Genomic DNA, 23,029 nt, shown 5'->3' on the forward strand with positions numbered 1-23,029 from the left:
AAGTATAAGCGTAGTGCGAGGTTAGAAGCACTTCACTTTCGGTTTGACGAAATGCTTGATAAAGTTCATATCATTTCAAATTAGCACTTTCGCCCGCATTACACTTATACAATGTTGGCATTTCGTACTTTTCAAGTGAATATTTCATTTTCCAATTCTCGATAGACAGCTGTCTCTTCTGTAACTAATGGTGCCATAGTATCTCGAATAAAAGCACATTTATTATTGCCACATTGTGTAAGCCCAAGTATTCTTTTCAATTCAGTAAAAATATTACCGCTGGCAGATTTAATGTCATTAGCAGGGTTTCCACGATTAATGCTCTCCTGAATTGCATGATTTTTGGCATCTAAACAATTCTTCTCTAATTCGGGCTTACCAACTGTAATACACAGTTTAGATATTAATTCATCGTCAAAAAGGTAGCTTTCAATATGTCTTCGTGTTGAAGTTTTAATTCCTTTACCTGCGTTTTCCTCAACTTCTTGAGCACTTTTATCATCCCTATCCACAAATTTCACAATTGTTGAAGATTTAAGAATGTTTGAAACTATTTTGATTGATTGATTTTCAATATTTTCTAATTCTGTACTTGAGCCTATAGAAACAAACTTAGTATCGTGGTATTTTGACTCAAAGATTTTACCGTAAATCTGAGCATCAAAGTCTTTATACTTTCTTCCTTGTGATGTTCCTTCACAAAAAACAATCCTCGTAGGAGCAATCAGTTGTGAAAAGTCCGCAAAAGCTAAATCGAAGAACCTATCCCAAATAGCTCTGTCAATTTTTGCAGGTTTCATCGTCTCTGTTAAGTCAAAGTCTCTGTTATCAAAGTCTAAGAAAACAACTGTGTTTGGGTTAACCTTTTCAATTTCTTCAGCTTCTTTAAGCATACCAATCGAATGAGTCGAAATCCATAGTTGGGAATTTTCAGGCGTAAGTCGATAAAGTTCTTTTAACACTTTTGATTGAAGCCTTGTGTGCATATGAGCTTCAGGTTCATCAATACAGACTATGGCTTCAGGGTAATATGTAGCTTTAATAATGATGTCAAGAATTAAATCGAATACAGATTTTTCTCCTGCTGAAAGGTTTTTATAATGAAAATCTATTGAAATTCCTTTTTCAAAAAAGAAACTTCCATTTGAAAGAGGATCACCTATTGAGGTCATGTTCAAATCTTCAAAAATGTTGGAAAGAGAGGTTTGAATTTTACCAATTAGTTCAATTCGAAGTTGTTCAACTGTTTTTCCATTATTTCCTTCATTATAAACACCTGCCAAAGTTTGGGCCACGAGCCTTTGGTAATTCTCAGAAACCGTAATGTCGTTTTGCATTAAGTTTTCCAACTTCACTGATTTCGAAGGGTCATCTTGTTTATTTAGGTTACTGACGGTAAAATCGGGTTCATTTCTATAAGCGGTGCGGAAATAAAACTTACCCTTTAGTGAATCTTGATTTACCGCTGGATTGCCATGTAAGGTGATATCTACTTTATTCTGATACCAACGATTGTCGGACGGCTGACCATCTTTTTTTTCTAAATAGTCTTGTTGTCCTCTAGAGTTGAATCCTTTAAATCTGTAAAAATGATAGAAAGCTTCAAATAAGGATGTTTTTCCACTTCCATTCGGTCCAACAAGTACAACCAGTTTTGCGGTGGAAGGAATTTCTGTTACTGTTAAATCAGTAAATCTTTTAAATCGGTTTATTTTAATTTCTTTGATTTTCATTTAGTCTGTAAGAATGCCAACGAGTGTATTTGCGCATTGCACATAAATCCCTTATATTAAATTTTCGAAAAAGCCCCTCCGTTTCATTTCAAGGCCGTTTATCCAATTGCAAATACTTATAAACATTTATAACTGAATACATCCTTTAAAACTAAGGAATACGGATTACAAAAAAAATACCCAAATTGAGGTATTTTATACTAATACATACAAAAAAACTCTCCTTTTGAGAGAGTTTAAATATTTGTAGGGCTCAAAACAACTATAATAAGTTTCTGGTAGATAAAAAAGTACCTTACCCTAATATAACCAATTCATTATTTATTTCACAGGCCATCACCTATATCCTTCCTATACAGAGTCCTGAAAAAGCCCTTTGATTTTTCATTTGAGGAAAGCTTTGGGTATGATCGTTTACTGGTGTATTTTTTTACAGCGTCTCTGAGATATTTTGCTTTAACAGGAAATCCGAACTTTTCAACTACTATATCATACATTTCCCAAGCAGTACGGGGCATATCAAAATAGGTGGAGCTAAATAGCTCGTCTACCCAGTCATGTATCTCTTCTAAGGATGCTTTGCTTTCTACCGGAAAATCAGGATCCTTTGATTCAGGAATGATCTCATATAATTTCTCCTCAGCTCCTTTCACGACCTGATAAACCTCGTATGCCTCTCCAAATTTATATTCGTAAACCATAATGTTCAATGACAATGCAATCGGTGAGGAGTCTACCCCTTGGTAAATCTCACTTGGTGAAAGCTGAAGGACCTGACATAACAAAGCCGTGTCATCAATATTATATTTTAAGGTTGTAAAGGGGTTTTCTACATCCCTCACATAGGTATTTGCCTTGCCAAGTAGAAAGGATAGATCATGGGCTGAAATCCCCAAGGAAACCCTTCGGTTCAAAACGTTTTTAACCTTAAAAATATGCACTGCTGCTTTCTTTAGCTCAACCGTCTTTGGTGGCATCTCTTTTTCCATCATCAAAATAGGCGATATCTATATACCATACCCGCTCCTTATCATCGATTCTTTTTATTTTATTGTTTTCTTGCTGTGACATCCTGAAGGCAGTTGAAGTAAAATGGCCCTCATTCCACTCTCCATCAAAATTCTCATTGGCAAATGTAGTAATTTCTTTAGTGCTTCGAGGCTTTTGTAAAAAGTCCGAATTATGTATTATTTCATTTATCACATGTGTTGGACCCAATTTATGAGACAAATCAATAATCTTTTTTGGGACAAGTTCCTCATTGAAAGTGTTTTTAGGATAAAAATTGGCTGGAGTATAGGTTTTGCCAGAAACTTCTGAAAACAATTTAGCTATGCAATTTAAAGCATCATCTGTGTAGGTTGCTGGATCTGACTCACTTTCAACAATTCTAATTATACTAGAATCCTTGTTTCCATAACAAAACTTTGCAATTGTTTCTCCTGTAATATCAAATTCCATCCGGAGTCTTCTGACTTCATTTATAATATAGAGCCTAGTTCGGGATATTAAAATAGATTTTGCCATTCCCTAATTAATGGCAACCTCTTTGGTATATTTTTGTTAGTAAATATTTTGATTTATAACTAACTAATTTTATATTAGCAACATATAAACAAAGCGTTTGCAAAATCCAGGCATTTGGATGATGGACCTTGTTCTGAGAATGTAGGAAACTTTCAGTAAACACAAGGTGCAGGTTTAAGTGCCCCTCACTATCTTTGTGGTAGTGGTGGGCCTCCTGTATGTGTTTACGACCCTTTCCTACAGGTTTCAGAGCATACAGTGTAGGCTCACTGCTGCTTTTCAGCCCGCCCCCACTAGTTCATATCCAAAGCAGACCCTAATAAATTTTGGATAATGAATACAAACCCAAACTTCATTTTCGAAAAGATCATCAGAAATCCAGAGTGATTTCCTGAGAATAAAACTTTTATCGCAATTCGTAGGCTGCATTCGTTCCGCTCCGGAAGGAACGTCTGGTAGGGCAGTCTGGCCTGGGGCTTTATATGCACTGGGATTTAATCAATTTCTTATAAATGAAGAAAGCTATTGGAGTAGCTAGTATTGAGTCGTGAGTATTGAGACTAGATCTCGCTAACGATATCGAAAAGTCCCCTTTAAGGGGGATTTAGGGGGCAAATACGAGATTGCTTCTTCCCTTTGGTCATCGCAATGACGGGTTTGGGGGCGTTTTCGGCTCTATAAACCAGTCTTTAATCTTGGCTCTTGCTACTAGCATCTGACAAGACTCAGTGTATTGTCCCAACACTTTCTACACAACCGTATTTAAAGCATGAAAAAAACAACGTTCACATGCTTCCTGGCATTGCTGTGCCTTTTTGGAAGTAAGCTATATGCCCAAGTTGCTTCACCTCCTGCCACGGTGGAGCCGGAAAATACTCCGGCTCCCGTGGTGGTGTATTTTGAGGTGAGACAGAAAGATGCCTACCGCATGGACTCCCTTGTGGTCAGGTTGGATGACAGCCAAATTGGCGGCCAAGCCCAAAAGAACCTTATAAAGTTAAGAAGCGGCAATTTCTTCGAGGGGGTATTCCCCGGCAGTGAGGGCATTGCCCATATTGTCACTGAAAACATCAAGCGTCCAGCTTACCTTTCTTTGGGAACAGAAAAAAGTCCTTTCCTGAACCAATATGTAGTATTTCCGGGGGACAGTATCAAGGTCCAGCTGGACACTTACCGGAACCAAGTGGTCTTTTCAGGACCCTCTGCCCCACTCTTCCGCTGCCAGCGAGAGCTTCACCTGCTGATGGCGGAGCGGAGCTTTGCTACTGATATCCGTATGGGGTTCAACAGCCCCGAAAACTTGGAAACCTATCTTTCGAAGGAGGGTAAGCGAAAGCAGTTTATACAATCCCAAAAGCAGTTCGGAAGTCATACCCATGTCTATGTCCGCAAGGAGCAAGACCTCGCCATATTGGAAAGCACGTTCAGTGACGGCTATGAAGACAGGATTCTGGAGGTCATTACGCGCTATCAGGGAATATTGCCGGCTGACAGACTGCATATCATCAAGGCCAACTACCTGGGAAGATTACGCTTCTCCCGTCTCAAGACCTTTAATAATGCCATCGCCTACGCCCTCCGCTCAGATGACCCAGAGCACCGAAAAGTACTTGCAGCATTCTTTAAGGAGCATGACAAGGCGGATATCATCGATGATATACCGGAACAGGCCATCATCAGTTCTCCCAGTTATCAGCAGTACCTGATTACCAGGGCAAGATCCTATGCCTACCTGCATGGCACTTCCATCTTTGCCCAGATCAGGGACATGCCGAATGGCACGGTAAAGGACCATCTGGCGGCCCGGTACATCTGTGAAGAATTTGACCAACTGGAAAAGGGTGACCTAAAAACAAAAGAAGCCTTAACCTTTATCAACAGCCCCAGACCTAAAGAGGCATTGGAAGCATTACTTTCCTCCCTTGGGCAGGGACAGGTTTTGCAGGGAGCGGTATTTACCGGATTGGATGGCAAACCAATGGACCTCTCCACCTTGAAAGGCAAGGTATTGCTGTTGGACTTTTGGTACACCGGCTGCAAGGCCTGCATCAATTTCTTCTCCAGCAGGATTTCCAAAATAGAGGAACACTTTAAGGACAATCCTACTTTCCAGATGGTCTCCATCTCTGCCGATAAAGACCGTACAAGGTGGATCCGAAGCATTGAAAGCGGGAGGTACACCTCCCACAATGCCCTCAACCTCTATACCGGTGGAAAGGGTTTTCAGCATTCCTTTCTGGAAAACATGGACATCAGCGCATTTCCCCGTTTGATCCTGGTCGCAAAAGACGGAACCATCCGTCAGGCAGGCGGACTCAAACAACCCTTGGAAGACATGATCAAGCTGATCGAGGAGGCCCTACCCAATAAAAACAATCCAGACACCTTAACCCTACAATAATGACAAAACCTTTACACACATACCGCTGTATATTATTGACAGCCATGCTCTTTCTTCACTTTTCCGGAACGGCGATAGCACAGGATACCCATCCGCTTTACGGAACGGTTATCGCCCAAGATACCGGGAAAGGCCTCCCCGGTGCCACTGTACTTTTGGAAGGTACCAATCAGGGAACTGTAACTGATGAGGATGGCCAATTTAGCCTTGCCGTGAAAAAAGGATCCCACCGGATTACCGTCACTTATCTAGGTTATGAAAAAATAAGTTTAGAAGTAGCCGTTCCCCTTGAAAGTCCTTTACAGGTATCCTTGATCTCCAATGGACTTGATATGGAAGGAGTGGAAGTGCTCTCCACCGGCTACGCCTCCCTCCCCAAGGAGCGGGCCACGGGATCTTTTGCCCAAGTGGACCAAAAGCTGTTGAACAGAAGGGTATCCACCAACCTATTGGACAGGCTGGAAGATGTCACCTCAGGACTGCGCTTCAACCGGGAAGGCCCGGGTGAATCCATCAGCATCAGGGGAAGGAACACCCTCTTTGCCAATACCGATCCCCTGATCGTTATTGACAATTTCCCCTATGACGGACCACTCGAAAGTATCAACCCAAACGATGTGGAAAGCATCACCGTGCTCCGAGATGCGGCGGCGGCTTCCATCTGGGGAGCGAGAGCAGGAAATGGCGTCATTGTGATCACTACGAAAAACGGACAGTTTGACTCCAGTACCAAGGTCCGCTTTAACTCCAATGTAACGGTAAAGGAGCAAAATGATCCCTTCTACCTTCCCAAAATGTCGCCCGCAGAGGTGGTTGACATGGAGCAGCTCCTTTTCGATCAGGGCTATTATGAATCCGCGGAAACCCGGAGCAGCCATCCGGCACTGTCCCCTGCAGTGGAAACCCTTATTGCCGAAAGGGACGGGTTGATCAACCAAGAAGAGGCGGCGCAAAGACTGGCCTCATACAGACAATACGATGTAAGGAATGACCTGGCCAAGTATTATTACCAAAATCCTGTCGATCAGCAATATTCCTTACAAGTTTCCGGAGGCTCAAAGGGACACCGCTATATGGTTACATCTGGTTATGATCGGAATGCAGAAAATGTAGCGGGAAATGATAATGAGCGGATAACCTTGGGGATGAAAAATTCCTGGAAAGGCATTGACAATAAGTTTACCGCTGCTTTGGATGTCTATTATAGCAGGAGCAAACGGTCTACGGGCACAGCAGTTCCTGAGCCTTATGCCTACGAACGGATGGCCGATGAAGCAGGAAGTCCCTTACCTGTCATCCACGGGTACAGCAGCCGCTATATCGAGAGCATACAGGATGCGGGCCTTTTGGATTGGAGGTTTATCCCATTGGACGAAATAGGCCTGCTACAGCAAAAAAACACTTCTTCCGATTACCGGATCAATGCCCAAGTGGGTTATGAACTGGCAAAAGGCCTGCGGGCATCCCTTCTCTACCAATATTGGAAAAATGATGCGGTAAGCTCCGACCTTAGCACCATGGACACCTATATAACCCGCAACAATATCAACCGCTATACCCAGGTGGCCGAGGATGGCAGTCTCTCCTACCCCATTCCTATGGGCAGCATTTATGACAGGACCTCTGGTACGGGACAAAGCCAAAACGGGAGGGTCCAACTGGACTACAACCGGAAATGGAACGGGATACACCATGTCGTGGCCCTTGGAGGATTTGAAATCAAGGACAGGAAGTTTGATGGACACAGCAGCCGGTACTATGGCTATGATGATGAGTTCGGCACCAGTGAACCGGTGGATTACGTCAACCGCTATACCAATTATGTCACGGGTGGAACCTTGCGCATTCCTTCAGGTGAAGGCCACTCCGGCACCACAGACCGTTTTGTCTCCTATTATGCCAATGCTTCCTATACTTATGCTGACCGCTACACCTTCACGGCCAGTGCCCGCAAGGACGCCTCCAACCTGTTCGGAGTAGAAACCAACCAACGAGGGGTACCCTTATGGTCTGTGGGAGGATCCTGGACCATCAGCAATGAAGAATTCTTCCATAGCGGTTTCCTTCCTTATCTGAAACTCCGGACCACCATGGGCTATAACGGCAATATTGACAAGACCCTTACCGCCTTTACCACGGCCACCATGCTTTCGGGGGCCTACAATTCACTTTCCGGTCTTCCCTATGCCCAGATCAGCAGTCCCCCTAACCCTTCGCTCCGGTGGGAAAAAATACAGGTCTGGAACCTGGGGCTTGACTTTGCCACCAAGGAGGACAGGATCTCCGGCACATTGGAGTATTATATCAAAAATGGCCGTGACCTGATCGGTGACATTCCCCGTCCCTCTTCGAGCGGCTTTACCGAATTCCGGGGCAACTTTGCCGCCACCAGGACGCACGGTATTGACCTGCAGCTCAGTTCAATGAACCTAAATGGCCAACTTTCTTGGCAAACGGATTGGCTTTTCAGCACCGTCAAAGAAGAAGTGGTCGAATACAGCGAGGAGGCCACGGCAAGAAACTATATGGCCTATTACGGAACCTATCCTTTTGAGGGAAGGCCACTGTATGGGGTCTATAGTTATTCCTGGGCCGGATTGGATCCTGATACGGGAGCAGCAAGGGGCTATCTGGACGGGGAACCCAGTACGGATTATGCAGCCATCCTCGCTGAAGCCTCTCCCGAGGGCATTACCTATCATGGTCCTTCCAGACCAAGTGTATTCGGGGCTCTCAGGAACACGTTTGGCTATAAAGGGATTTCCTTGTCCTTCAATATCAGCTACCGAATGGGCTACTATTACAAAAGGGGCTCGGTACAGTATGATGATATTCTTTCCGGCCTACAGGGACACGGGGATTTTACCCAAAGATGGCAGCAGCCCGGGGACGAGTTGCACACCGACATTCCCGCACTTCCATCCAGCAAGAACCGTAACAGGGATCATTTCTATTGGCATTCGGAAGCCTTGGTGGAACGGGGCGACCATATCCGCTTACAGGATATCCGTTTGGCCTATATGATGGATAAAAACAATATTCCGGGCCTGCCCTTCAGTCGAATGGAGATATATACTTACGCCAATAACCTGGGCATCCTCTGGAAAGCCGCCAAAGACGATCCCCTGGACCCTGATTTCAGGACTTCCAAACCTCTGGGGAGTATTTCCCTGGGGATCCGTGTTGATTTGTGAAAGCTCAAATGAGCAGCCCTGCCCACCTATTTATATGTTCAACAATAAATAAAATCTACCTAATTGCATTAAGGGGAAGAACGGGCAGTGGCTGCTTTTAAATATGCAGGAATCCGTTGGGCAAACAGGCTGTCCATTTGCTTACCGCATCACAGTACCACAGAGTCCCTTACCGCCACTTTCTTCATATGTAAACCATACATTATCATATGCGCGGGAAAAGTTTCCAGACGGGAAACCGGGACTCTTTTTAATAACAAGATGTCTATATCAAGTATCTGGATGATAGTAGCAAGATTGAGAAAAGAGTAAAGCCCCCTAAGGTCGGAAACCTGAACTGAAATGAACGTGGGGGATAATCTCGCAACCAAAAATAATCTAATGTCTAAAATCTAACAAAATATGAAATATAAACTCAAGCCCATACTCACCATCATGATCATAAGCATCATTCACCTTTTAACCTCCTGTGAGGAGTTTCTAGATGAAAAACCCGAAAAAAGCATTGTTGTTCCGGAAAGCCTGGAGGACCTACAGAAGCTCTTGGATGCTTCAAGAAGAGGTATGAATGATGGTCCAGGACTTGGCCTGTTGAGCGGTGACGAACTGCTTACCAATGACAACGGTTTTGGTTCCTATTCAACTGTAGAGCAGAACACTTACCTATGGAAGCAAAGTATATTCGAAAATTACGGTTTTGAATGGACCGTGTTCTACCAGCAGGTCTTCTATGCCAATGTTGTATTGGACGGTCTGAAAGCCCTTCCCAGGGAGGATGATCCCGAAGGCCATGACCAGGTAAGAGGAAGGGCCCTATTTTACCGGGCCAATGCCTTTTACAACCTGCTCAGCCTGTTTTCCCCTGCCTATGTCCCCGGCCAAAACGACGGGGCTTTGGGCATTCCATTACGCTTGGGGCCAGATATTAACCTGGATGCATCCAGGGCCAGTTTGGCAGATTCCTATGAAAAGGTCATCGAAGACCTAAAGGAATCCGTAACCCTTTTGCCTCAAATGCCCGATTTCAAAAGCAGGCCCAGCCAATGGGCGGCCCATGCCCTCCTCTCACGAGTGTACCTGTCATTGGGAGATTATCCCAATGCCCTTGACCATGCGGAAGCAGCCCTATCCATTGAGGATGACCTATTGGATTTCAATGATCTTGACCTTGAAGCCACCTATCCTTTTGAGCAATTTAACAACGAGGTTATTTTCCATAGTGAAATGATCAGTCATGGGTTTATCCGCAATAGCAATACAGTTGTCAGCCCTGAAATCTATGGGAGTTATGAGGAAAATGATCTTAGAAAACAGGCCTTTTTCCAGGAAAACAGTTTCGGAATGGACTTCAAGGGGACTTACACTGGAACGGTCACCTATTTTTGCGGCCTGGCCACCGATGAGCTGTTCCTCAACAAATCCGAATGCCTCGCCCGGATCGGTGATTCCGATGGGGCAAAAGAAACAATGGACAGGCTATTGGAACACCGCTTTGTATCCGGCACCTTTGAAGGAACTACCGGGGAGGGTGATGTCCTTTTGGTCAACATATTGACAGAAAGGAAGAAAGAGCTCCTATGTCGGGGTACCCGGTGGGCGGATTTAAAACGTCTCAATAAAGCACCTGAATTTGCCAAAACCCTCGAAAGGACAGTAGATGGTCAATCCTACCAGTTGGAGCCTGGGTCAAAAAGGTATGTATTGCCCATCCCCCCTGATGAGATCAATGTAAGTGGAATAGTACAAAATGAAAGATAAGGAACTTAGGGGATTGGAAAGAAATTAGGTCAAAAATTGGACAGGATTAAATCCTCAATTAAACAAAGGGGCTGCAAAAACTATGACAGCCCCTTACCTACTATCCATTAAGGATTGGTCAATTCAAAGGTACCTGGCTCAAGTGCCGTTGAATTCTCATCATCCTCTGTATAAATACAATCATACTCCGATGCATTGCATTCATATTCCGAGGGGCTTAGTTGGCTGACATCATGCCATGCCACGATATCACCGTCCTCGTTCCTCTCTGCCCCGAAGCCATCCTGAAGGTTGGTCGGAGTCGTAAAAGCGAAAGCCGCTATCATGGCGAGGAGAAAAACCCCGCCCTTTACTAAATTTAACACACTATTTTTCATAGTTTTATGGTTTAATAATTATAAATGGATCCGGGCGCTTCGATCGTTCTGTTATGCTTGACAATCTTTTGAGAGGAGCGTCCGGTTTTCTCCCCTACCGGTGCCAGGCAAGTACCTAGTACCTTCACTGGCCGTACAAAATCTTTCTCTGTTTTTTTGTTTATGAAAATCCCAATTCAAACCTCAGGGAGGAATTTGCCCCATCTATTTCAGTGAACACTTAGCTCCAGCGTTTCCAATCCTAAAGCAGTGTCCCCTATCTCGATAACCTTGCCGACCCATTCGTTTTGTTTGAGCGCAGCAGGTCTTTAGTGCTTCTTTTCAGGGCAATGCCATTGATCAATAGGAAAAACAAGTTGAAAAACAGGTGTTCTTCCCAACCAAGGGCGCTGACCACTCCCCCACAGCTACAGGGCACCCTATCAAACACCCCCATCAGGGTAAGGGCTATATACCCGGTAAATACTGTCAACAGTCCAAAGCTTATCCAAAGGGCCGGGCCTACCGTCCTCCTTCCGACCAGCAGGATGGCCAGGGCCAGCTCCGCCGGGGGCAGGGAATAGAGAAGGATAGTGCCCAGCCACTCAGGGAATACCTGGTTGTAAAGTGAAATCCTGAAGGACTCCCAATCGTACCATTTGTTGATGGCAGTATAGGTATATAAGAATGCCAACATATGGGCTATAATTTCCCTTTTGCTATTGGCAGTAATTTTTAACGTTTTGGACAGGTCCATCAGCTGTATTTTTGTGGTTACTGTTTTTAATTTAGGAGCGCTAAAAATCATTATGAAACAAATCCATTAAAATCTTGTACTTTTTACCTAATGGACGTCATATGACATTTTTCCGTAATCCGGTAACAATTGCAGGCAGCCAAAATTGAATTAACCCGTTGGTTTTCTTATGTTTACTCCCAATGCTGTATGTATGGTTTTTTCACCCCTCCCCGGGGTGCATGTGAAGTATTTGCCTATGGAAAGATTTTTGACTGCCGAAGAGCTTAAAAAGGAATTTGATTCCTATTACCAGCTTGACCTATCGGTATATGAACAATTGGTCCCCTACCTTCCCTTAAGGAGCTATCCAAAAAGTACCGAACTTAAAGGTCCTGGGGAAATTGAACATTGTGCCAGATACGTTTTCAAAGGTGCTATTGCCATGCTCTATCCTACCGAGAATGGAAGGGATTTTAGGGTAAGGATATTTAAGAAGGGAATGGTGGCCACCCATCTGGAAAGTTTTACCCAACAGATCCCCTCTCCCTATATCATCAAAACCCTTGAATACTCCGTCGTATTGGAACTTAGTACCATTGCAGAAAAGTACATGTTGGACAATATTGACAGCGTTACCAATCTATCCACTGCCATCAACAGGACCATTGCACAGGACTATGAGGCTTGGCACAATATATTTACCTTGCCCCTGGAGGCAGGTTTATTAAAACTGGCTATCGATTTCCCGTATGAAAACGGAAAATTGAGCATCAAGGACAAAAGCCATCTTTTTAAATGCTCGGTATCCAAGATGAGGAGAACCTTACAAAAACTGAAATTGATCGGATAATTGGGACAGGATATTTACCAAAAAATGTCATATGATATTCATCTGTAAACGGACAGTTCTTTTTCCCCATAAGCTTTGCTAATCAAAACCTTCATCCTCTATTTTGAAGCCAAGTATTGGAATTGTCATGTATCCAAGAAGCCTATAGTGGCGCCTATTTACAACCACTAATTTTTAGTTACAGATGAATTACGAAGCATTACACCATAGGTCCTCAGTTCCAGTGTTGAACCCTAATTATGAACATGTTTCAGAAAGGGTTTATGAGTGGGCAAGGAAAAAGGGGCTCTTTTTGGGAGAAAACGATTTAAAGCGAAGCTGTTCGCAAAAACATAACAAGTTTGCCCCACGACTTTTTCCTGATGCCGGAAAAGAGGAACTCGAACAGATCACCAGGCTTTTTCTGGTGCTGTTTTACTTAGATGATCGGGCGGATTCCCTGCATGGAAATCGTAGGGTAAATTTCTGGAAAGAACAAATCCAGCTCAATAGGCAAATAGCGAAAGGCAATCTATCGGCAGGCGATGCTGCATCGGCGGAAACCTTCTGGCAACTACACTGGGGCTGGTTCAGGGACCGTTCGAGGGAAAGGAAAATGGGCACCCGGCTGGTCCGATACGTGGGGAAATTTTTGAAGGCCGGTCTTTGGGAGGCCAAGAACCTGGCAAAGGAAAAGCAGCCGACCATCATCAAATACGTCCACCAGCTCAAGCACTGTTCAGGTGCCGGTATTGCGGTGGAACTGTTGGGCTACCTTCGTGCCCATGACTTCCCGGTAGAGGTCTTCCACCACCGCTGTCTCGGTCCGCTGTACCAGACCATCACCGAAATCATCTGTTTTTCCAATGACCTTGCCTCTTACGAAAAAGAAGAAAGGGACAGTGATTTCCACAACCTGGTCCTGCTAAAGGAATACCAGTACAAAATCCCCCGCAAACAGGCCGAGGAAAGGGTCAGGGAACGGCTGGAGTTCCTGGAAGAGGTATACCGGAAACAACAAATCGATTTCCAGGAGTCCTGTCCCGGCAGCCCACCCCATAAACAGGCTCTCGGCAAGGCCATTGACCGGATGATAAAGGGCATGCATATCTGGGCCACAAGGGACACGGTAAGGTATTCACCAAACAACCTGGACCAATGAAGCTTCCACATGAAGCCTTTACGGTACAAGGCCAATCATGAGGGGAAATGCCTCAATTGGAAAAAAAGACTATATTTATTCTGAATATCCAATTCCCGTATCATCTTAAAAATCCCTGGCAAACAATGGACCGTTCATAAGCAACACCCTGGCACCCCTTATTTTAGTAAACCTGAATATTGATCCCATGAATGCAAAAGAATTTCTCCTCCAGCACCTGACCGAAGGCAAAAGCTACCAGCAAATTGCCGACGAAAACAATTTACCACGAACCACGCCCACCTTATGGTGGGAAGAGGGCCAAGAACTCAGGGAACGGATCAAACGGTCCAACCAACTGTTCAACGGCCGCAAGGACAATCCCAATTTTGATGAATTTGCCAAAATGGGAAAACGTAAGTTCTTCGAGTGGTTTGAGGACCATGGGCAATCCTGTGATTATTGTGGGATAGCGGCCGAAAAGCTAAAAGCACTTTTCGATTACGAAACGGGTATCCTTGCCACAAAACGTGGAAGGGGCCGGGTATTGGAACTTGAACGCAGGGATGCCAAGGGAAACCAGTACAATCCTGAAAACTGCGTCCTGATCTGCTACCCCTGCAACAACCACAAAAGCGACCTTATCTCGGAAGCTGACCATCGGGAATATTTTGCCCCTGCAATCAGAAAGTATTTGGAAGATAAATACAGTGAATTGAGACAACTAAATGGATTGTAATGTCCCTAGGTAAATGATATAAATATACGACAAATCAGTAACCTGCACCCAATACATCTAACAAACCAACCAACTACAAAATATTTGATTTAATACATTAATTTACTCATTTTAAATACGTTAATAATATTTACCACTATTTTATAGTGGTATTTTTATATATTAGCATTAACAACGGGTACTTTTTACCACCATCCTGATAGCCCCTAACCGATCCTACTGCAAATGCTTTTGATGCTTTGGCAGCAATAAACAAAGCTTTTTGTCCTTTCCCATGGAATTAACCTTTTCCCATAACCAAACCATATTTCCTATGAAAAAACAGTTCATTCTTTTGGCCACATTGATCGCAGTCGTTTCGGGCTGTGTGCAGGAAGGAACGGAAACCCCGCCGATGGGGTCCGTTAGCATTACAGGTATTGAAATCGAACCATTTGGAAGCAGTTCCCCAACCCAACGCCAGGCCGTTACCAGCGACTGGGAACATATCTTCCCGGATTCGGCCACTATTATCATGACCAACGAGGCCACAGGCCAGGAATACACTTTGGACTACAATCCCAACGATTTCTCCACTCCACCGCAGATCCAATTGCCGATGGGTTCCTACACGGTCCTTACCCAAGTGGAAGGCTCCGACATGGAGTATTTCCTCCCCTTTGAGGTCTGGTCGGAATTTGAGGTCAGCTCTACCAGCCAGGACATCACCTTGGAAGGGCACACCTATTTTGGGCTGGTCACCGTAAAAAAAGACCATGTCCAAAGTGCAAAGCTTGATGGCACGGACCTGATGCTGGATCCCGACACCAACACCTATTATATCTACGCTTGGGAAAATGACTCCCAGGACATAACGGGAAGGACCTTGGAGGTGCAGGAAGATTTCACCCAGCAGACCTTGCGAAAGCATTTCTTCATCAATAGCAGGGATCATTTCCACTTCAACGTTTTGGTTCCACAGGGAGAAGTCAACTTTATCGAGCTTGCCTTGGGTGAATTCCGCTTGATGGAATATGATTTTGACCTGCAGCATGGCACGGTCACCGATGCCTCTGGCTACACCTATACCACCACTAAGATCGGTGACCAATACTGGATGACTGAAGACCTTCGCTCGACGGTATTCTGCAACGGTGATAGTATCGCCATCGGCTATTCCAGTGGCTTAGATATGAACGAAGATTCCTATCTTCGAACCTTAAATGGTGAATATCCATTATATAGTGCTGCTGTTCTGTCAGACGAACGGAACATCTGCCCATGTGGCTGGCACATCTCCACTGACCAAGACTGGAAAGCACTTGAAATCGAATTGGGAATTACTGTGCCGGAACTGGATGCTTTCGAATACGGATCAACTAGAGGAGCCGATGTCCTTGCGGGCACACAATTAAAAGATCCCCATACCTGGCCTTTGGATACAGCCTCATCATTGGCAAATACCTCAGGAATATCCGCTATCCGGGGAACCTTCATGTACATGGAAGGAGATTACTTCCAATCTGATTGGCCCAACGAGCACTATGTAGCCTTTTTCTGGTCTCCGGACTACAGTGATTCCATGGATGTGCAAAGGATCTTCAGAAGCATTAGTGGTGATATTCATGGCATAACCAGAAGAATGGTCCCTGAAAACGGAGAATATGGTTATCCTATCCGATGCGTTAAAGATTAACAACTTTTTTTAAGCAGGCGGCACGAAGACCGCCTGCTTTATTTCCTTAACCCCACCCCCTTCATCTCCCTCACCTCTACTGCATACACCCCAAATTCCTCTACCACCTTCCCATAGATCCTGTAAAAGCCCCCGGTGTGGAAAGGGTATTTCTTGAGCACTGGCGGAAAGTGCACCGTGTCCAGCCAGTCGCCCCGTTCGTCCAGAAAGGTACCGAATGCCATGTAGTCCCCCCTTGCCGTCCTGACGGGCTTGGTGGTCACCAGGTGGCCCAACAGGCAGACCTTCCGGCCCACCAACTTGGGAAGCTCCTGCACGTAGGCCAATCCCTTCCGGTCATCGTCTGCCAGTTCAAATGGGTCTCCCAGTGTAAAGCCGATCAGCTCGATCTCATCATAGGCATCCTCGAGGGGTTTGTTGGGAAAATCCGGCAGTTCAAAGTCCAGCGGTTCCTCGGTGAAGATCGCCGCACTCGCCGGCTCGGCCTCCATGCGTTTGTGCATAAAGTTGGCATGCCAGAGCAGTGCCTTTTTGCCCATGCCCGTAAAGCGCAGCGCCCCGATGCGGATCAGGATGTTGAGCTGCTCGGCATCGGCCCTGGTGCGCGTTATGAAATCGGTCAGGCCAAGGTACGGCCCGTTCCGCTCCCTTTCGGCCAGCAGCCGGTCGATGGTCTTCCGCTCGAGGTTTTGCACGTGCACAAAGCCCACGGTCACCTGGTTGCCCTTTACCGAGGTAAGGTACTGGCCGGTGTTCACACAAGGGGGCACCACCTTGCCGCCAGCTTTTTTGAGCTCGTGGAAGTAGAACTGCGTGCGGTAAAATCCGCCGAAGTTGTTGATCACCGCCACCATGAACTCCAGCGGATAGTAGGTCTTTAAAAACAGGCTCTGGTAGCTTTCCACGGCAAAGGAGGCCGAGTGGGCCTTGGAAAAGGAATAGCCGCCGAAGGACTCCATCTGCCGCCAGACCTCCCTGCTGATATGCTCGGGATGGCCCAGCGCTCGGCAGTTGGCAAAGAACTTCTCCTCGATCAGCTTGAAGCGGTTGTGCGACCGGTACTTGCCCGACATGGCCCGCCGCAGGATGTCGGCCTCGCCCATGTCGAGCCCGGCAAAGTGGTGGGCCACCTTGATCACGTCCTCCTGATAGACCATCACCCCATAGGTCTCCTCCAGCAGCTCCTTCATCTTGGGATGCAGGTAGGGAATGTTTTCCGGGTCGTGGAAACGTTCGATGTACTGCTTCATCATGCCCGACTGTGCCACGCCCGGGCGGATGATGGAACTTGCCGCCACCAGGGTCAGGTAATCGTCGCACTTGAGCTTGGTAAGGAGCTGCCGCATGGCGGGGCTCTCGATGTAAAAGCAGCCGATGGTGTCCGCCCTCCGGATCTGGTCTGCCACCTTGGGATCATTGAAAAAGCGTTCCACGGTGCGGATGTCGATCTCCTCGCCCCTGTTCTGCCTGACCAGTCCGATGGCATCCTTGATATGGGCAAGCCCCCGCTGGCTGAGGATGTCCAGCTTGAACAGTCCGATCTTTTCGGCCAGGAACATGTCCACCTGTGCGGTATTGAAGCCCTTGGGCGGCCGCTCCATGGCCGTGTACTGGAATATCGGCCGCTCGCTGACCAGCATACCGCCGGGGTGGATGCTCTGGTAGTTGGGAAAGTCCCGCATCATCGCCCCGTACCTGAGAATGGCACGCTGGATCCTGTCCTCGGGCGGAACGGAATCCTTTCTCCGGCCGACCAACTGGTCGATCTCCGGCTTGGGCAGGCCAAAGACCTTTCCAAGTTCCCGGATGATGGCCCGTCCCTGGAAGGTGGAGAACATGCCCAAAAGCGCCACGTGGTCGCGGCCGTAGCGCTTGAAGATATAGTCGATCACCTCGTCGCGGTCCTGCCAACTGAAGTCCATGTCAAAGTCGGGCGGCGAGCTGCGGTGCGGGTTCAGGAAACGTTCGAAGTACAGGTCCAGCTTTATGGGATCCACATCGGTGATCTTCAGGCAATAGGCCACGATCGAATTGGCGCCCGAGCCCCTGCCGACATAGAAGAAGCCCCGGTGCTGGGCATAGCGCACTACGTCGAGCACGATCAGGAAATAGGCGTTGAAGTCGAGCTCATCAATGATCCGGAGTTCCTTTTGTACCCTTTCCAGCGCCAAAGTGTTGTCCCTTCCGTAGCGCTGGGCAAGGCCTTCCATGGCCAGCTTTTCAAGCAGGATGCGGTCGTCCTCCTTGGAGGAGGTAAAATGCTTCTTGTTCTTGTCGGCGTGCAGTTCCATGTCCACCGAGCAGCTTTCCATCACGCGCAAGGTGTTCTGCAGCATTTCCGGATATTCCCCAAAGGCGTTCCAAAGCTCCATTTTTGTGGGGAAATGCTCCCCTTCCCCTGCGGTGTCGGCGGGTCCCAGCTTGGAAAGCAGCGTGTTCCCGTCGATGGCACGTAGGATCCTGTGCAGGTTGTACCGTGTCCTGTCCTGGTAGGTCACCGGCTGCAGCACGGCCCACTTGTCCGGGTGCCGCCCGGGATGCCTGCCGTACAGCTTGGGAAGCTCCTCCCGCCTTACCCCGATCAGTTCCGTCTCTCCGAGATCTTCCGGCCCACGGCTTCCGAAGGGATAGATGGTCCAGGTATCCTTGAGTCCCGGCCTCTCCGGAAAGTCCCTTTTGTCCATCAGGTGTTCGGACAGGAACCGGTTGATGTGCATCAGGCCCTTGTCATTTTTGGCGAGCAGCACGTACATCAGTTTTTGGCCGTTCCTGATCTCGGCACCCAGGATGGGCTTGATGTTCGCCTTCCGGCAAAAGTCCACAAAGTCCCAGGCATCGGCGGTACTGTTGATATTGGTCAGTGCGAGTGATCTTACCTTTCGTGCCACGGCCATGTCCACCAGCTCTTGGGTGGCAATGGTACCGTAACGGTAACTGAAATAGGTCTTGCAGTTCAGGTACATCCCTACCTCCTTTCAAGTTTGCCCACCGCCCGCATGACCGCATGCGACCCGTGCTTCTTCCGTATGGTGTCCATGGCCTGGTACAGCCGCACGTTCTCCTCGGTATCCCCGAACAGGCTGATCTGCTGGTAGCCGCCCACCAGGTGGCTGACCTTTACCCCGATCAGGCGCACGAGCATCCTCCGGTCATAGAGCTTGGCAAAGAGCTCCTTGGCCTTTGCCAGCAGCACATTGTCGTTGGCGGTGTAGGGTACAATGGCCTGCCGGCTTACGGTGTCAAAATTGGCATAGCGCAGCTTGACGGTAATGCAGCCGCAGAGCCGTTGCTGTTTGCGCAGCAGGAAGGCCACCCTTTCGGTCAGCCTGACGAGTTCCCCGCCCAAAAAGGCCATGTTGATCGTATCGTTGTCAAAGGTCTCCTCCTTGCCGATGCTCTTCTGCTCGGTATAGGGCACCACGGGGCTGTCGTCCCTGCCGTTTGCCTTGCGGGAAAGGGCAATCCCGCTTTTTCCCAGCAGGTTCCGCATCATGGGCTCAGGGATTTCCGAGAGCAGCTTGATGGTCTCCACGCCCATCCTTTTGAGCAGTGCTGAGGTCTTCAGCCCCACGCCGGGCATCCGCTCGATGGCAAGCGGTGCCAGGTAGCCCTTTTCATGGCCAAAGGGGATTTCCATCTGCCCGTTGGGCTTGGCGTCCTCGGTGGCCACCTTGCTGACCAGCTTGTTGGAGGCGAGCGCATAGCTGATGGGAAGGCCCGATTCGCGCAGGATCTTCTTTTTCAGCTCCGCGGTATAGCTGCTACAGCCGAAGAAGCGGTCCATGCCCGTCAGGTCGAGGTAGAACTCATCGATGGAGGCCTTCTCCACGACGGGCACCTCGCTGCGGATGATGTCGGTCACCACCCGGCTGTGGTGGCTGTAGCTGTCCATGTCCCCCTGCAGGTACACCGCCGAGGGGCAGAGCCTTCGCGCCAGCTTCATGGGCATGGCGCTGTGCACCCCGAACCTCCTTGCCTCATAGCTGCAGGAGGCCACCACCCCACGGTCGGAGTGCCCGCCGATGATCACCGGTTTGTCCTTCAGGGCGCTGTTGCCCAGTCTTGCCACACTTACGAAGAAGGTGTCCAGATCAAAATGCACCACATTCCTTTTCATTTGTCCGAACATTTTGGTATAATTGGTAATAATTACGACATTATTGTGTTTTAAATATTACCAATAAATCATGGACAATACAAGCTTTTTCTGGTCTTCCAACCTGAAATTCCTCCGTAATCGCATGAAAATGAGCCAGGTGGCACTGGCAGAAAAACTGGACATTTCCCGTCCCAAGGTGAACACCCATGAAAACGGCCATGTCAAGAACCCGCCCATGGCCGATATGGTGCTGTTCTCCGACTTCTTCCGCATGAGCATCGATACACTGGTGAAGGTGGACCTCTCCAAGCTCTCCGAACTGAAGCTGCGGGACCTGGAGGCGGGCAATGACGTGTACCTGAAGGGCGGCAGCATCCGCATCCTGGCCACCACGGTCAACAACGACAACCGGGAAAATGTGGAACTTGTCCCGGTCAAGGCCAAAGCTGGCTACCTGTCGGGGCACAGTGACCCGGGGTTTATCAGTAAACTGCCGGTGTTCAACCTTCCGCAGCTTGACGTAAACCGAAAATACCGCATGTTCCCCACCGAAGGGGATTCGATGCTTCCCGTGCCCGAGGGGGCCTTTGTGATTGCCGAGTTCCTGCAGGACTGGAGCGGGATAAAGGAGAAAACACCCTGTATCGTGGTGACCAAGGAGGAAGGTATCAGTTTTAAACTGGTCACGGGCCGCATCAAGGAAAACAGGAGTTTGTTGCTGGAGTCCCTCAACAGCCTGTACGAGCCCTATGAGGTGGACGTGATGGAAGTATTGGAAGTTTGGAAGTTCCACAGTTATTTCACCGAAAACATCCCTGGCCCGATGAGCTCCATGGAGCAGATGGGCAGGGATGTCAGGGAGATCAAGGCAACCCTCCATACTTTGGCAAAAAAGGAAAAGTAGAGGAGCCTGTCCCTAAACTGGTTGAAGCACTTCGGGCACGTTGGTATTGACGCGGGAATTGGTCACCCCGTCGATGACGCGGTAGCCTTCCATCTTGCTGTCATCGGGATAGGGCACCATCAGGTCGGACATTTCGTCCTTTTTAAGGTCCTGTAAGAGCCAAGCTTCTGCCTGTTCCCCGTCCAACACCAATGGCATGCGTTTTTTCTCGTTGTGGATCCCTTCCAACAGCGGGTTGGCCGGGACGGTAATGATGCTGAAGGTCGGCATGTCCTTCCACACCGAATAGATGGCCCCAAGGGTAAAATAGTCCCCTTCTTTGGGCCTGATAAAATAGGACTGGACCTTTTTCTGTCCATCGGGGTGGTGGGGCTCGAAAAAGCCGTTGCAGATCACCAGGCAGCGGTTTTTCCAGTAGGCCTTGTAGGAGCCCTTCTCGAACAGCTCCTCCCCTTTGGCGTTGAGCGTATTGGCCTTCCAGGCGGATTCTTCCTTGACCCAATGGGGAAAGAGCTTCCACCGGTACATGTGGATGGCCTGCCCGTCTGCCGTGCTCATTACCGGCAGGAAGGGCTGTGCAAAACCGTTGAGGTGGTAGCCCGGCTCGAAAAGGTCCGGTTCGGCCACTTTCTTGCCAAAATCCTTTTCAACGGTCTTGATGTCCTTGTGCAGGGAAACGTGGTAACACATGGGCTTGAAAAGATGGTGAAATACCAATATAGCCAAAAAACCAACAACTCCCTATGCGGGCCTTGTGGAAAATATTGGTTATTTTAAAGGGCATCAATCTCCTTGCCCATGCTGCTCGCCATTGACTTTGACCATACCCATTTCATCAACCTGTGCCATAACTTCAGGACCTTTGCCGAAAGGGAGCCCTCCCTTGTCGAGATGGAGGAAATCTATCGCATTGCCCTGTTGCTGGACAGTTACGGCAGGCCGGTACACACCTATCCGCTTTCTGATTTTTATGTCGTCAGCAAGGCCATGTTGGGCACCGATGTGGAACTGGGCTACAGCAACCTGGCCACCCGGGCCACCTGCTGGATCGGGATCTATGAATGGGAGGACGACCTTTTTTTGGTCTGTTCGGTCAGGGAAGGGGAACGGGCGGCCTTAGAGGTCAACCACCTGGGCAGTTATCCAGGGAACGCCCTGTTGATGTTGTGCAACAAATCAATTTTCGGGGAGGAAAGCACTTTTCAGGAACTTTTCGGCTGGGTCTATTAAAGTAACATGCAAAGCTTCATTTCCCTGCCCCACCGATATTCTCCGGCAAGGTGCAGGATCCCCGAGTTGGAGCTGTCCGCGATTATTTCAGCGCAAAGTCCAGCAGCTTCTCCTTGAAGATCCCCTCCACCATGAATACCAGTGGATAGTAGGTCTTTAAAAACAGGGTCTGATAACTTTCCACTGCAAAGGAGGCCATTTGGAGGATTCTTAAAAGACAAGGAATAATTAAATTATTCTGAAATCCTATTTACCTATCCTTTAAACTCTATTTGACTTGTAGAGTCCAATAACCGGTTCTGCCCCCTTCCTTTCTCTTCATAAGTTTTAGAGCTTTCAAGTTTTGGATATTCTTCCCCACCCTTCGCTCAGTTATACCCAGATTCTTAGCCATTTCAGGAATGGTGATGTATTTATCCCTATAAACCATCTCCAAAATCTTCAGAGCACTCTTCCCTAGTTTCGAGGGGGATTTATTTATGAGCGTTTCTCTCGTCCGGTTCCAATTCATTTCCAAAGCAATTCCCGAATCCTTAACCGAACTCTTTCCCGAAATTTTATATCTACAGAGAAAGGTTACCGTAAAGATCCCATCGGTTTTAAACGTTGGTTCCGGAAGCTTCACAGCCTTCATTAGATCCCTTACCCTACCAATTCCTGACCCAATCTGTTCCACCATTTTAATGCGAACAAAAAGCCCAAAA

At 47.6% G+C, this 23,029-nt stretch carries 18 protein-coding genes and 1 pseudogene; 9 read left to right on the forward strand and 10 right to left on the reverse strand.

The window, feature by feature from the left end:
• Positions 1-131 precede the first annotated feature (131 nt).
• The 3 genes from FDP09_RS20365 to FDP09_RS20375 form a co-directional block, all read right to left on the reverse strand.
• A complete protein-coding gene (locus FDP09_RS20365) occupies positions 132-1,733 on the reverse strand; it encodes an AAA family ATPase (protein WP_137404388.1) in 1,602 nt (533 codons plus the stop codon).
• A gap of 326 nt (positions 1,734-2,059) precedes the next feature.
• On the reverse strand, positions 2,060-2,725 hold the full coding sequence (locus tag FDP09_RS20370; protein WP_137404389.1) for a hypothetical protein: 666 nt from the start codon (positions 2,723-2,725) through the stop codon (positions 2,060-2,062).
• Positions 2,691-3,194 carry a hypothetical protein gene (locus FDP09_RS20375; protein WP_137404390.1) on the reverse strand — a complete coding sequence of 168 codons (504 nt, stop codon included), beginning with the start codon at positions 3,192-3,194 and terminating at the stop codon, positions 2,691-2,693. Before FDP09_RS20375 ends, FDP09_RS20370 begins: the two co-directional genes overlap by 35 nt.
• 835 nt (positions 3,195-4,029) lie before the next feature.
• Between FDP09_RS20375 and FDP09_RS20380 the strand changes: the two genes are divergently transcribed.
• From FDP09_RS20380 to FDP09_RS20390, 3 genes are all read left to right on the forward strand, one after another.
• Positions 4,030-5,661 carry a TlpA family protein disulfide reductase gene (locus FDP09_RS20380; RefSeq protein ID WP_137404391.1) on the forward strand — a complete coding sequence of 544 codons (1,632 nt, stop codon included), beginning with the start codon at positions 4,030-4,032 and terminating at the stop codon, positions 5,659-5,661.
• Positions 5,661-8,855, forward strand: coding sequence for a SusC/RagA family TonB-linked outer membrane protein (locus FDP09_RS20385; protein ID WP_229683499.1), 3,195 nt, complete (start codon positions 5,661-5,663; stop codon positions 8,853-8,855). The genes FDP09_RS20380 and FDP09_RS20385 overlap by 1 nt, the downstream gene beginning before the upstream one ends.
• A 402-nt stretch (positions 8,856-9,257) precedes the next feature.
• Positions 9,258-10,613: a RagB/SusD family nutrient uptake outer membrane protein gene (locus tag FDP09_RS20390; RefSeq protein ID WP_137404392.1), complete on the forward strand. Its 1,356-nt coding sequence runs from the start codon at positions 9,258-9,260 to the stop codon at positions 10,611-10,613.
• Between the two features lie 107 nt (positions 10,614-10,720).
• On the opposite strand, the gene FDP09_RS20395 is transcribed toward FDP09_RS20390, so the two are convergent.
• Positions 10,721-10,990: a hypothetical protein gene (locus tag FDP09_RS20395; protein ID WP_137404393.1), complete on the reverse strand. Its 270-nt coding sequence runs from the start codon at positions 10,988-10,990 to the stop codon at positions 10,721-10,723.
• Between the two features lie 256 nt (positions 10,991-11,246).
• Positions 11,247-11,726 (reverse strand): MauE/DoxX family redox-associated membrane protein, encoded by a 480-nt coding sequence (locus FDP09_RS20400; RefSeq protein ID WP_137404394.1) that lies wholly within the window; start codon positions 11,724-11,726, stop codon positions 11,247-11,249.
• Between the two features lie 238 nt (positions 11,727-11,964).
• Here FDP09_RS20400 and FDP09_RS20405 point away from each other — a divergent pair, with 238 nt between their 5' ends.
• From FDP09_RS20405 to FDP09_RS20420, 4 genes are all read left to right on the forward strand, one after another.
• Positions 11,965-12,558, forward strand: a complete 594-nt coding sequence (locus FDP09_RS20405) for a cyclic nucleotide-binding domain-containing protein (RefSeq protein WP_137404395.1) — start codon at positions 11,965-11,967, stop codon at positions 12,556-12,558.
• A 184-nt stretch (positions 12,559-12,742) separates the two neighbouring features.
• Complete coding sequence (locus tag FDP09_RS20410; protein WP_137404396.1) at positions 12,743-13,699, forward strand: terpene synthase family protein; 957 nt, start codon at positions 12,743-12,745, stop codon at positions 13,697-13,699.
• 187 nt (positions 13,700-13,886) lie between these two features.
• Entirely contained in the window at positions 13,887-14,417 is a 531-nt protein-coding gene (locus FDP09_RS20415; RefSeq protein WP_137404397.1) for a hypothetical protein, read from the forward strand.
• A 313-nt stretch (positions 14,418-14,730) separates the two neighbouring features.
• The gene (locus FDP09_RS20420) at positions 14,731-16,092 is read left to right on the forward strand and encodes a fibrobacter succinogenes major paralogous domain-containing protein (RefSeq protein ID WP_187328726.1); all 1,362 of its coding nucleotides are present in this window, start codon (positions 14,731-14,733) and stop codon (positions 16,090-16,092) included.
• A gap of 38 nt (positions 16,093-16,130) precedes the next feature.
• On the opposite strand, the gene FDP09_RS20425 is transcribed toward FDP09_RS20420, so the two are convergent.
• The gene (locus FDP09_RS20425) at positions 16,131-19,055 is read right to left on the reverse strand and encodes a DNA polymerase III subunit alpha (RefSeq protein WP_137404399.1); all 2,925 of its coding nucleotides are present in this window, start codon (positions 19,053-19,055) and stop codon (positions 16,131-16,133) included.
• A 2-nt stretch (positions 19,056-19,057) separates the two neighbouring features.
• Entirely contained in the window at positions 19,058-20,209 is a 1,152-nt protein-coding gene (dinB, locus tag FDP09_RS20430; RefSeq protein ID WP_137404400.1) for a DNA polymerase IV, read from the reverse strand.
• Positions 20,210-20,279: 70 nt separating this feature from the next.
• On the opposite strand from dinB, the gene FDP09_RS20435 reads away from it, so the two are divergent.
• Positions 20,280-21,095: a helix-turn-helix domain-containing protein gene (locus FDP09_RS20435; RefSeq protein ID WP_137404401.1), complete on the forward strand. Its 816-nt coding sequence runs from the start codon at positions 20,280-20,282 to the stop codon at positions 21,093-21,095.
• 12 nt (positions 21,096-21,107) lie between these two features.
• On the opposite strand, the gene FDP09_RS20440 is transcribed toward FDP09_RS20435, so the two are convergent.
• Positions 21,108-21,785 carry an SOS response-associated peptidase gene (locus FDP09_RS20440; protein ID WP_137404402.1) on the reverse strand — a complete coding sequence of 226 codons (678 nt, stop codon included), beginning with the start codon at positions 21,783-21,785 and terminating at the stop codon, positions 21,108-21,110.
• A gap of 108 nt (positions 21,786-21,893) precedes the next feature.
• Here FDP09_RS20440 and FDP09_RS20445 point away from each other — a divergent pair, with 108 nt between their 5' ends.
• Complete coding sequence (locus FDP09_RS20445; RefSeq protein WP_137404403.1) at positions 21,894-22,325, forward strand: hypothetical protein; 432 nt, start codon at positions 21,894-21,896, stop codon at positions 22,323-22,325.
• Between the two features lie 268 nt (positions 22,326-22,593).
• On the opposite strand, the gene FDP09_RS24350 is transcribed toward FDP09_RS20445, so the two are convergent.
• Both FDP09_RS24350 and FDP09_RS24355 read right to left on the reverse strand, forming a co-directional pair.
• A complete protein-coding gene (locus FDP09_RS24350; RefSeq protein ID WP_373289282.1) occupies positions 22,594-22,836 on the reverse strand; it encodes a helix-turn-helix domain-containing protein in 243 nt (80 codons plus the stop codon).
• Positions 22,837-22,908: 72 nt separating this feature from the next.
• A pseudogene (locus FDP09_RS24355) lies at positions 22,909-23,013 on the reverse strand (hypothetical protein); the annotation flags it as partial.
• Between the last annotated feature and the right edge of the window lie 16 nt (positions 23,014-23,029).

Origin of the sequence: Echinicola rosea, assembly GCF_005281475.1 — a bacterium.
Lineage (GTDB): Bacteria > Bacteroidota > Bacteroidia > Cytophagales > Cyclobacteriaceae > Echinicola > Echinicola rosea.

Excerpts from the sequence above, each read along its gene's own strand:
- FDP09_RS20380 (WP_137404391.1), top strand. The coding sequence starts at position 4,030 with ATGAAAAAAACAACGTTCACATGCTTCCTGGCATTGCTGTGCCTTTTT.
- FDP09_RS20370 (WP_137404389.1), bottom strand. The coding sequence starts at position 2,725 with ATGATGGAAAAAGAGATGCCACCAAAGACGGTTGAGCTAAAGAAAGCA.
- FDP09_RS20435 (WP_137404401.1), top strand. The coding sequence starts at position 20,280 with ATGGACAATACAAGCTTTTTCTGGTCTTCCAACCTGAAATTCCTCCGT.
- FDP09_RS20385 (WP_229683499.1), top strand. The coding sequence starts at position 5,661 with ATGACAAAACCTTTACACACATACCGCTGTATATTATTGACAGCCATG.
- FDP09_RS20415 (WP_137404397.1), top strand. The coding sequence starts at position 13,887 with ATGAATGCAAAAGAATTTCTCCTCCAGCACCTGACCGAAGGCAAAAGC.
- FDP09_RS20420 (WP_187328726.1), top strand. The coding sequence starts at position 14,731 with ATGAAAAAACAGTTCATTCTTTTGGCCACATTGATCGCAGTCGTTTCG.
- FDP09_RS24350 (WP_373289282.1), bottom strand. The coding sequence starts at position 22,836 with ATGAATTGGAACCGGACGAGAGAAACGCTCATAAATAAATCCCCCTCG.
- FDP09_RS20390 (WP_137404392.1), top strand. The coding sequence starts at position 9,258 with ATGAAATATAAACTCAAGCCCATACTCACCATCATGATCATAAGCATC.
- FDP09_RS20440 (WP_137404402.1), bottom strand. The coding sequence starts at position 21,785 with ATGTGTTACCACGTTTCCCTGCACAAGGACATCAAGACCGTTGAAAAG.
- dinB (WP_137404400.1), bottom strand. The coding sequence starts at position 20,209 with ATGAAAAGGAATGTGGTGCATTTTGATCTGGACACCTTCTTCGTAAGT.
- FDP09_RS20425 (WP_137404399.1), bottom strand. The coding sequence starts at position 19,055 with ATGTACCTGAACTGCAAGACCTATTTCAGTTACCGTTACGGTACCATT.
- FDP09_RS20395 (WP_137404393.1), bottom strand. The coding sequence starts at position 10,990 with ATGAAAAATAGTGTGTTAAATTTAGTAAAGGGCGGGGTTTTTCTCCTC.
- FDP09_RS20410 (WP_137404396.1), top strand. The coding sequence starts at position 12,743 with ATGAATTACGAAGCATTACACCATAGGTCCTCAGTTCCAGTGTTGAAC.
- FDP09_RS20405 (WP_137404395.1), top strand. The coding sequence starts at position 11,965 with ATGGAAAGATTTTTGACTGCCGAAGAGCTTAAAAAGGAATTTGATTCC.
- FDP09_RS20445 (WP_137404403.1), top strand. The coding sequence starts at position 21,894 with ATGCTGCTCGCCATTGACTTTGACCATACCCATTTCATCAACCTGTGC.
- FDP09_RS20375 (WP_137404390.1), bottom strand. The coding sequence starts at position 3,194 with ATGGAATTTGATATTACAGGAGAAACAATTGCAAAGTTTTGTTATGGA.
- FDP09_RS20400 (WP_137404394.1), bottom strand. The coding sequence starts at position 11,726 with ATGGACCTGTCCAAAACGTTAAAAATTACTGCCAATAGCAAAAGGGAA.
- FDP09_RS20365 (WP_137404388.1), bottom strand. The coding sequence starts at position 1,733 with ATGAAAATCAAAGAAATTAAAATAAACCGATTTAAAAGATTTACTGAT.